Origin of the sequence: Devosia sp., from assembly GCF_040509215.1 — a bacterium.
In the GTDB taxonomy this organism is placed as follows: Bacteria; Pseudomonadota; Alphaproteobacteria; order Rhizobiales; family Devosiaceae; genus Devosia.
This window is the reverse complement of sequence record NZ_JBEVLL010000131.1, coordinates 1-9,327: the sequence shown is the minus strand read 5'-3', so window position 1 is coordinate 9,327 and position 9,327 is coordinate 1. Positions and strand designations below refer to the sequence as shown.

8 protein-coding genes are annotated in these 9,327 nt (G+C 62.3%); 6 read left to right on the top strand and 2 right to left on the bottom strand.

The genetic code is table 11. The features are described 5' to 3' along the window. Positions 1 to 190 precede the first annotated feature (190 nt). From ABW043_RS07120 to ABW043_RS07110, 3 genes are read left to right on the top strand one after another with little or no spacing between them, the layout of a single operon-like run. Positions 191 to 649: a GNAT family N-acetyltransferase gene (locus tag ABW043_RS07120; RefSeq protein WP_353920524.1), complete on the top strand. Its 459-nt coding sequence runs from the start codon at positions 191 to 193 to the stop codon at positions 647 to 649. Between the two features lie 54 nt (positions 650 to 703). Beyond that, positions 704 to 1,042: a cupin domain-containing protein gene (locus ABW043_RS07115; RefSeq protein WP_353920523.1), complete on the top strand. Its 339-nt coding sequence runs from the start codon at positions 704 to 706 to the stop codon at positions 1,040 to 1,042. Continuing rightward, on the top strand, positions 1,039 to 1,938 hold the full coding sequence (locus ABW043_RS07110; RefSeq protein WP_353920522.1) for an alpha/beta fold hydrolase: 900 nt from the start codon (positions 1,039 to 1,041) through the stop codon (positions 1,936 to 1,938). The genes ABW043_RS07115 and ABW043_RS07110 overlap by 4 nt, the downstream gene beginning before the upstream one ends. A gap of 40 nt (positions 1,939 to 1,978) precedes the next feature. Here the strand turns inward: ABW043_RS07110 and ABW043_RS07105 are convergent, their stop codons facing one another. Then, on the bottom strand, positions 1,979 to 2,908 hold the full coding sequence (locus ABW043_RS07105) for a 2-hydroxyacid dehydrogenase (RefSeq protein ID WP_353920521.1): 930 nt from the start codon (positions 2,906 to 2,908) through the stop codon (positions 1,979 to 1,981). Positions 2,909 to 3,136: 228 nt separating this feature from the next. Between ABW043_RS07105 and ABW043_RS07100 the strand changes: the two genes are divergently transcribed. From ABW043_RS07100 to ABW043_RS07090, 3 genes are read left to right on the top strand one after another with little or no spacing between them, the layout of a single operon-like run. Continuing rightward, the gene (locus ABW043_RS07100; RefSeq protein ID WP_353920520.1) at positions 3,137 to 4,558 is read left to right on the top strand and encodes a circularly permuted type 2 ATP-grasp protein; all 1,422 of its coding nucleotides are present in this window, start codon (positions 3,137 to 3,139) and stop codon (positions 4,556 to 4,558) included. 16 nt (positions 4,559 to 4,574) lie between these two features. Next, positions 4,575 to 5,519, top strand: coding sequence for an alpha-E domain-containing protein (locus ABW043_RS07095; RefSeq protein WP_353920519.1), 945 nt, complete (start codon positions 4,575 to 4,577; stop codon positions 5,517 to 5,519). A gap of 12 nt (positions 5,520 to 5,531) precedes the next feature. Further along, positions 5,532 to 6,350: a transglutaminase domain-containing protein gene (locus tag ABW043_RS07090; RefSeq protein WP_353920518.1), complete on the top strand. Its 819-nt coding sequence runs from the start codon at positions 5,532 to 5,534 to the stop codon at positions 6,348 to 6,350. 144 nt (positions 6,351 to 6,494) lie between these two features. Here ABW043_RS07090 and ABW043_RS07085 read toward each other — a convergent pair whose 3' ends face one another. Then, positions 6,495 to 9,098 carry a DUF4344 domain-containing metallopeptidase gene (locus tag ABW043_RS07085; RefSeq protein WP_353920517.1) on the bottom strand — a complete coding sequence of 868 codons (2,604 nt, stop codon included), beginning with the start codon at positions 9,096 to 9,098 and terminating at the stop codon, positions 6,495 to 6,497. Positions 9,099 to 9,327 lie beyond the last annotated feature (229 nt).

Here is a 9,327-nt window from a genome sequence, read left to right as displayed (position 1 = left end):
CGGGCGGGAACTATCGGCGACTTTTGATCGCTCGTCGCAAGCGGCCAGCCCCGAACGCGCGATGGAGACGATCCAACGCGGCAGGCCCCCTCGCTACTGTCGTCTGCAGACCGTCCATGCGAGGTTGGATGGGTAAAATAGCACTGTCAGTGAGGGCGAGGATAAGATGGACAAGTGCGCGAGGGATCTCATGACCATCACCACTGGCCTGCTGATCGACCACGATGAGGTGCTGAGCGATCTTGTCGATCTCTTCGAGAGCGAATGGGCCGATTGGTACAATCCACGTGGCGCTTCGGCGCGGGCGGATTTGACCGAGCGGCTGGAGCGAAACCGGCTGCCGCTCGGGATTGTCGCTTTCGTCGATGGTAAGCTGGCGGGGACATGCGCGCTGACGGTCAGTTCGGGCGGGCTTACGGAGCGCTCGCCGTGGCTGGGCGGGTTGCTGGTTGAGCCAGGTCAAAGGCGGCGGGGTGTCGGGCTGGCTTTGCTGGACCGCGCCAGGGTGGAAGCGCGGCGCCTGGGGTTTGCCCGGCTCCATACGCTGACGGCGGAGGCGCGGGAACTGTTCGAGCGGGACGGTTGGCGGTTGGCCGAGAATGTCGAGGTTGGCGGGGTGTGGCACGGGATTTACGTGACCGCTCTCTAGGCTGTCGAAACGCCGCTCCCCCGTTCGTCGTTGTGACAAGGAGAGGAGATTTGCATGACCCATGTTTTGCGCGCCGCCGATCGGCCGGTTTCACCAAGCCGCACCATTCGCTTTGAAGGCGAGGGTTATGGCACCCCGATTTCCTTCTTTTCGGTCGACAATGAGCCGGGGCAGGGTCCGGCCCTTCACATCCATCCCTACCCCGAAACGTGGATCGTCAGGCGTGGCCGGGCACTGGTCGTCGCCGGGGAGGAGACGTTCGAGCTGGGCGCGGGTGACATCGCCATCGCGCCGGCCAATGTGCCGCACAAGTTCACCAATATGGGGCCCGATCGACTGGAGATCGTCTGCATCCACGCCGCCGGCGAGATGGTGCAGGAGGATCTGGAATGAGGCTGGCACTGTTGAAGCAGGTGATGGCGGGCCTTGCTCTGATTGCGGCCCTTGTTGTCACCAACCCGAGCCTTGCCCAAGGAGATGTGTCGATGAGCGTGCCGAGCAAATCAGACCGTGTTTCGGTCAATGGCGTCGAGATTTACTACGAAATTCATGGCGAAGGTTCGCCACTGGTCATGCTGCATGGCGGCGTCAATCCAGCGGACTTTTTTGGCGCGCCGCTCGCCGCGATGGCTGAAGACCATCAGGTGATCGCGATCCATATGCGTGGACATGGGTTCAGTTCGGACGCGGCGACGCCCTGGAGCACCGAGCAGATGGCCGACGATGTCGATGCGGTTCTGGACGAACTGGGCTTTGAACAGGTCGATGTGATGGGGTGGTCGCTGGGTGGCGGGGTGGCGCTGCAGACGGCGATCCGGCATCCGGACCGGGTGGGCAAGCTGATCGTGATCGGCATGAATGTGAAGACCAGTGGCAATTATCCGGAGGTGTTGGTGGCATTCAAGGAGATGCCGGCCATGGCTCCGGCGATTGGCGCACAATTGGCCGGGTCTCCGCTCGCCGAGCTTTATCCCGATGCCGACTGGGAAGCGATCATGCGTAGGACCGGCGAGATGAACCAGGCGCCATTTGACTGGACTGCCGATGTCCAAAACATCAAGGCGCCGACCCTGCTGATCTTTGCCGATGCCGATATGATGTATCCCGAGCACATCGCAGAGATCTATCACCTGTTCGGTGGCGGCACGCGGGACGCGCGGTACGATGGCGCCTTGCGCCCGACCGCCAACCAGTTGGCGATCATTCCGGGCACCACGCACTACGACGTGATTCACGCGGGGCTGAAGCCCGTCACCGACTACTCCAAGGCGTTCCTGGCTCAGGAGTAGAGTGTTCGCCCCGCTCCCCTATCGGAGAGCGGGGAGGATATCAGACGACGGCAGAGATTAGCGGTTCGCCGGCAAAATGCCGTTCGAGATTGGCCACCAGCAGCGCGCCCATGGCGTCGCGGGTCTGGTTGGTGGCGCTGCCCTGATGGGGGGAGAGGACGACATTGTCGAGGCCGAGCAGGGCTTGCGGCACCTGGGGTTCCTTCTCGAAGACGTCGAGCGCGGCGCCGCCGAGGCCGCCGTTTTGCAGGAGTTCGACCATGGCAGGCTCGTCGACCAGCGTGCCGCGGGCGACGTTGACCAGTTTACCCTCGGGACCAAGCGCTTCGAGAACCTTTTTCGAGACGATGCCCTCGGTGCCCTTGCCGCCGGGGGCGATGATGACGAGCCAGTCGCTGTCGCGGGCCATGTCTTCGAGATTGTTGTAGTAGATATAGGGCACGGAGGGCTGCTGGTGGCGGCCATAATAGACGACGCGCATCTTCATCGCCTGGGCGCGGGTGGCGATTTCCTTGCCGATGCGACCAAGGCCGAGAATGCCGACGGTCTTGCCGGTCAGTTCGGAGAAGAGGCCGAAATTATTGCCCGGCCATTTGCCCTGGCGCACGAATTGATCGCCCTGCGGAATGCGGCGGGCGAGGGAAATCATCAGGCCGATGGTGATTTCGGCGACGGCATCGTTGAGCACATCGGGCGTATTGGTGACGCGGATGTTGCGTGCCTTGGCCGTCGCAGTGTCGATATTGTCGTAGCCAACGCCGAAGCTGGCGATGATTTCGAGATTGGGGAGTTTTTCCATCAGCGCCTTTTGGACACCTGAGCCGGCGTGAGCCCGGATGCGGGCGCCGTTGGCGGCGAGCCAGGCGTCCTTGTCGGCGATCTCGTGCAGCTTGTGGACGGTGTAGCGCTCGGCCAGGGCCTTTTCGCAGGATGCCAGCAATGGGCCGGTCTGCAGAATCTCGATGGTCATGGAAGTTTCCTCTCTCGGGTCCGAAGACTAGCGGCTGAGGCCGCAGAGGCAAGGCGGGGAAAGCACAAATCGTCCGCGCGGCGAATGAGAGCATTTTATGCGGGCCCCACGCAAGGCTGGCCTGCACTAAAAAGCGGCAAGTGGCGGCTTTGATCGTCTGGACGGCAGCAACCAATTGTGTAGCAATGGTTTGGCGATGGGAAAGCCGTATCCAACCTGCGAAGAGTAATGGGCGAAAACACGCCGTTTGACGAAATGTACAATGCGGATGGATCTGTCCGCGAACCTTACCGCGCCCTCAGCGAATGGCTGGCGGAGCAGCCCGAAAAGGGGCTGGCGCTGATGCAGGCCGACGCGGAGGCGATCTTCCGCAAGCTTGGCATCACGTTCGCTGTCTATGGCTCGGAAGAGGGCACCGAAAAGGTGATCCCCTTCGATGTCATTCCGCGCATTATTGCCGCCAATGAGTGGCGAAAGCTGTCGCGGGGCATCGAGCAACGGGTCAAGGCGCTCAACGCCTTTCTCTACGACATCTATCACCGCCAGGAGATTTTGAAGGCCGGGCGGATTCCGGAAAAGCTCATTCTCAACAATGCGGCCTTCTGTCCGCAGATGATGGGGCTGGAGCCGGCGCGGGGTGTCTACGCCCACATCATCGGCGTCGATATCGTGCGGGTGGGTCCGGACGAATTCTATGTGCTGGAGGACAACCTCCGCACGCCGTCGGGCGTCTCCTACATGCTGGAAGACCGCGAAGCGATGATGATGCTGGCGCCGGACCTGTTCCAGCGCTCCAAGGTCGCGCCTGTGGAAACCTATCCCGAGAACCTCAGGCGGACGCTCGAAAGCGTGGCGCCGGCGGGGGCGGGGCGCAATCCGGTGATCGCGGTGCTGACGCCGGGCATCTATAATTCGGCGTACTTCGAGCACTCGTTCCTCGCCGACCAGATGGGCGCACAGCTCTGCGAGGGGCATGACCTCTTTGTCGATGGCGGCAAGGTCTATATGCGGACGACGACCGGGCCCGAACGGGTCGATGTCATTTATCGGCGTATCGATGATGATTATCTCGATCCGCTGACCTTCAAGCCCGATTCCATGCTGGGCGTGCCGGGCATTTTCGATGCTTATCGGGCAGGGAATGTCACCCTCGTCAACGCGCCGGGCACCGGGATTGCCGACGACAAGGCCGTCTACACCTATGTGCCTGAGATCATCGAATTCTATCTTGGCGAGAAGGCGCTGCTCAATAACGTGCCGACCTACAACTGTACCGATGTGGACCAGCGGGCCTGGGTGCTCGAAAACATTGCGGAGCTTGTGGTCAAGGAAGTCCACGGTTCGGGTGGCTATGGCATGATGGTCGGGCCAACCTCGACCAAGGCGCAGCACGAGGAGTTCAAGAAAAAGATCATCGCCCGGCCGGACAATTACATCGTGCAGCCGACGCTGGCGCTCTCGACTTGTCCAACGCATATCAACAACGATGTGGCCCCACGGCATGTGGATTTGCGGCCCTATGTGCTGGTGGGCGACGAAGTGCGGATCACGCCCGGCGGGCTGACGCGCGTGGCGTTGAAGAAGGGTTCTTTGGTGGTGAATTCGTCGCAAGGCGGCGGGACCAAGGATACCTGGGTGCTGGAAGACTGATGGTGACGTCATGAGAATGCTAGGACGTACCGCACAGAACCTTTTCTGGCTTTCACGCTATGTCGAGCGCGCCGAAAACATGGCGCGCCTGCTTGAGGTGGGCTACCGCATGTCGCTGACCAGCCGCCGCGAAGGCGGGGCCAGCGAGCATCTGGTTTCCATGCTGCAGGCCGCGGAAATGGATGAGGCCTTTGCCGAGCGGCACGAGGTCGCCGACGTCGACACCGTCGCTCACTTCATGATGTTCGACCCGACCAATCCCTCATCGGTCTATTCCTGCCTGCAGGCCGCTCGCACCAATGCGCGGTCTGTCCGCACCGCGCTGACCACGGATATGTGGGAGAGCATGAACGGGGCCTGGCTGGAATTCTCGCAGATCAAGCCGCGCGACGTGCGCGGGGCCAAGCTCCTCGGCCTGCTGCAATGGGTGCGCCAGCGCAGCCATGAATTCCGCGGAGCGCTGCTCGGCACCATCTTGCGCGACGATGGTTTTGCCTTCCTGCAAGCGGGCAATTTCGTCGAGCGGGCCGACAATACGGCGCGCATTCTCGACATGAAATACTATGTGCTGTTGCCGCGCTCGAGCCTTGTCGGCGGCGAGATCGACATCCAGCAATGGACGCTGATCCTGCGAGCAGCTTCGGCGCATCGGTCCTATGGGCATGTCTACCATGACCGCTACAAGGCCCATAACATCGCCGATTTCCTGATCCTCCGAACGGAAATGCCGCGTTCGCTGATCTATTGCGCCCATTTCGTGCGTGACAATCTCAACCTCCTCGCCAAGCTCTATGGGCGGCGGGAGGCGTGTCACGACGCGATGGATGATCTCCTCAAGCTCGTCGAGGGTACGAACATGGATCAGATCTTTGCCCATGGCCTCCACGAATTTCTCAACGACTTCATCGACGGCAACAATCGGGTGACCGATACGCTGTCGGCCAGCTACAATTTTTACTGAGCCCGACAACCCATGCGAATTGCCATTGACCATCGATTGAGCGTGACCGTGCCGCAGGGCACGGTCCAGGCTGTCTTTCATCTGCTGCTGACCCCGCCGAGCGGACCGACGCAGACGGTGGAAAGCTGGAGCGTCGAGGGGCCGGGCATTGGCAATGCCGGGCGCCTCTTTGATGGCTTTGGCAATGCAGCGCATCTGGTCAATCAGTTGCGGCCCGAGGGTGAGATTATCATCCAGGTTCGCGGCGAGGTGACGACGCGGGATACCCATGGCGTATTGGGGCGCCCTGCCGGCGAGCCGGTGCCCGCGCTCTATCGGCGGCTGACGCCACTGACCAAGGTGCCGGCCGAACTGCATAGTTCGTTTCGCGACAGCAAGGAGAGCCGGCTGAGCATCTGCCACGCGCTGATGGCGCGGGTTGGCGAAATGCTGGGGTTGCCCGAAGACCCGGATGAGCCCGACGAGCCGCGCCAGATGCAGGCGGATGGTGGGCAGACGCAGGTGCAGGTGCAGGCCGGCGCCGAGGTCGCAGAACCGCGGCCGGCAGCCGCCGACTATGCGCATCTCTTCATCGGGGCCGCGCGGGCGCTCGATATTCCGGCGCGCTACGTGCTCGGCTATCGCCTTTTGGACGGCGAGGATGGGCTCCACGCCTGGGCCGAAGCTTTTGACGAAGGCCTCGGCTGGATCGGGTTCGACCCCTCGATGCAGATCTGCCCGACCGAAAGCTATGTGCGTCTCGCCGTGGGGCTCGATGCCGAGACCGCGCCGACGCTGCGCACAGTGCCGGTGGCTGAGGTCGATCAGGTGGTCAAGGTTGTGGCCGCCTAGCTTGAAAATCTGAAGCGTTCTGCATGCCGAAAATGTAGTGGCGTTGCGGTGCTAACTTTGGATGCGCCTGGTCATGGCTGAAACTGCTGCGCGGTCAGCGACCTTATGGAAGCGAAATGCCCGGCATTGCTGCCGGGCCCTCTGCTATTCCGTCTGCTCGGCCATCGGCAGGCCGTTGGCCTGCCAGGCTTCGATCCCGCCGCGATACCAATAGGCGTTCCAGCCGCCCATGCCGGCACGGAGCGCGGCATTGTAAGAGGAGCGGTCCTGCATGCCTGAGCCGAAGAAGATGACCGGGACGGTCTTGTCGCCCCCGGTCTCGTCGGTGAGCCAGTCGTTGACGAGGCCCTGGAAGCGGTCGGTGAGGCTGCCGTCGCGCCCGGCATCGGTTACGGCAAAGGCGCCGGGCAGGGTTTCGGCGCCGCCGCTGGTGTCGATCAGCAGCCAGTTGTCGCCACCGGTCACGAGGTCGACCATGCTCTCCGTCGTCAGCGTCTGTGCCCGCGTGTGGCCGGCCGGGGTCGGGCCGCGATAGGGCGCGGGGAAAAGGACATTGGTGGCCGGCACGCCATAATCGGCCAGTTCGTTAAGCGAGCCGGCATTGGCCATCATCTCGGACTTCACCGGCACGCTTTCGGCCTGCGGCGTATCGGCGGCGGAGGTGTCGGTATTGCCCAGTTCGACATCGGCGATCATCTCGACCAAATATTCGATCAGGTCGTAGCACATGGTGATGCTGCCCTCGTTGGGGCTGTACCAGGCGTTGAGTTCCTCGCACTGGCGGTAGGTGACGGTCAGGTCGCGGGGCAGGGCGTAGGTCTTGGCGAGATCGTCGGCAAAGCCGCGGAGGCCATCGCCAAAGGTTTCGACGAGGAAGCGGCTCATCGGCGTCGTCGGCTCTTCGAAGGTCACCGTGATGGTGGCGCCCGGCGCATCGGCGGTCAGGTGCCCGTCGGGATGCCAGGCGCTGAGGCGGGTATGCGGGGCAAGGATCGTGCGCCAGGCGCGGTTCTGGCGGTTGAACTCTTCCTCGCAACGCGACAGTGTCCGCTCTTCGAGCCCCACCTGTTCGGCGATATCGCCATAAAGGCCGGGATTGCCGCCATAGATGACGCAGAAGGTGTTGCGGAAGCGGCGAAGGTCGCCGGTGTGCTCGTCCTGCCAGGGCAGATCCCCGGCACTATCGGCATTGATCATGCCGCCATAGTACCAGGGCAGGACCGAATAGAGCGCCACTTCGCGGCCGATGAGGTCGATGGCTTCGTCGCCCGAGGGATACATGGTGGGCTCGACAACGCGCAGGGCCGAGAAGATATCGACGGCGTCTTCCTCGGGGCCGGTGGAGGGCACCTGCAATTCGCCAATCAGCGCATGGCCGAATTCGTGCATGAAGATGCCGTTGGTGACGCCGAGATAGGCGCCGATCAGTCGGGATTCATGGCTGTTGAGGAAGGGGATCTCCTCGTCGCTCGTGCTGGTGGAGGCGGTGGGAGCAGAGCCCTTGGCCTTGCCACCAGATGCAGCAGCGCCAGTCACCGACACGGCAAAATCGCTGAAATAGAAGTCGCCGCGCTCATAGGCGAGAACGCCGACATCGCCGCCGATAACGGGGTGATCGTTGACCTGGGCGATGATTTCGCCATTGAGGAAGAAGCCGGCGACGCCGGGCTGTTCGACCCATTCGATGAGGTCGCTGCCATCGCCCTTGGCGGCGCCAGGCAGGCGGCCGATTTCCTCGGCCTTACCATCATCGCCAAAGCAGAGGACCACGCCATCGCCGCCGAGTGTAATTTCGCCAAGGCAGGAATCCTTGGTGCTGGTGCTTTCAACGATGATGCCGGCGGCGGAAAGCTTGAAATCTTCCGTCGTGCTGCCCTTGGGCGGCAGGATGCCGACGCTGACGCTCACGATCCGCTCGCCTGAGGTGACCGGGCCGCCTGTGGGGGTGGTGAAATAGTTTTCGCTGCTGGCCTTGGTGCCGTTGACGAGGACCATCCAGCCATCCTCGATGAAGACGTCCCAGCCATCGCGCGCGTCGGTGCCGAGAATGGAGTCCGATAGCGGGCCCATGATCGCCGCCATGCGCGAAGCGGTGTCGCCGCCGCCGCCCGTCGCCGGTTCTTCGGCTGGTGCACTGGTGCCTGCGCCGCCACGCGGTGGCAGGCCGGAGCCCTCGGGCTGCGCGCTCGTATTGCTGCCCGACACATCGGCCACGGTGAAATCGGCGAGGCCGAAGGTACCGCGCTCATAGGCCATGACGCCGATTTCGTCGCTCAATGCAGCGCCATTGGTCACTTCGCCGAGAGTCTTGCCATTGACGATGAAGCGGGCAGTTCCGGGCGTTTCGACCATCTCGATGATGTCGCTGCCATCGAGCTTGGCGGCATTGGCGAGCGAGCCGATCGATTCAAATTCCCCGTCGATGACGCAGAAGAGGTTGGCATCGGCTTCTGCCGTCAGTTCGGCCACGCAGGTGCCCTTGTGGGCGCTGTTGCGCACGACAATGCCGATGGCCGCCTTGGGCTGGCTCGAATTCATCGTGACATTGACGGAGGTGTGGCGGCCATTGGCGCCGGGTGGGCCGGCCTTGATGGTCAGGGTCTGTTCGGAATCTTCTTGAGCATCATTGCGCAGCACGAACCAGCCATCCTGCTCTCCACCAAACCAGCCGCGCTGCAACTGGCTGTCCACGACCCCATCGAGCGCCCCCAGCACCTGCTGTCCCATGGCGGGGACGGATAGGGTCAATCCAAATGCGGCAACACAAAAAGCTAACCTGGAAAAATTCATCGACTACCTGAATATCAAAACCGCGACGAGACGCTGCGCGCCCGTTCGACAACCTCACAAGTCAGGAAACGGTCCGAAAATCCTGCCGCTTCCGCCCCAAGAATCACGCTGGTGCATCACCTCTTTTTAGAAGACGCTTCAGGTGACTAAATCCTTGGGGCCGCTCATGCAATTTTTCTGGGTTTTG

What these genes read in the sequence shown, in the direction of transcription:
- ABW043_RS07120 (WP_353920524.1), top strand. Translation starts at nt 191, where the DNA reads ATGACCATCACCACTGGCCTGCTGATCGACCACGATGAGGTGCTGAGC.
- ABW043_RS07115 (WP_353920523.1), top strand. Translation starts at nt 704, where the DNA reads ATGACCCATGTTTTGCGCGCCGCCGATCGGCCGGTTTCACCAAGCCGC.
- ABW043_RS07110 (WP_353920522.1), top strand. Translation starts at nt 1,039, where the DNA reads ATGAGGCTGGCACTGTTGAAGCAGGTGATGGCGGGCCTTGCTCTGATT.
- ABW043_RS07105 (WP_353920521.1), bottom strand. Translation starts at nt 2,908, where the DNA reads ATGACCATCGAGATTCTGCAGACCGGCCCATTGCTGGCATCCTGCGAA.
- ABW043_RS07100 (WP_353920520.1), top strand. Translation starts at nt 3,137, where the DNA reads ATGGGCGAAAACACGCCGTTTGACGAAATGTACAATGCGGATGGATCT.
- ABW043_RS07095 (WP_353920519.1), top strand. Translation starts at nt 4,575, where the DNA reads ATGCTAGGACGTACCGCACAGAACCTTTTCTGGCTTTCACGCTATGTC.
- ABW043_RS07090 (WP_353920518.1), top strand. Translation starts at nt 5,532, where the DNA reads ATGCGAATTGCCATTGACCATCGATTGAGCGTGACCGTGCCGCAGGGC.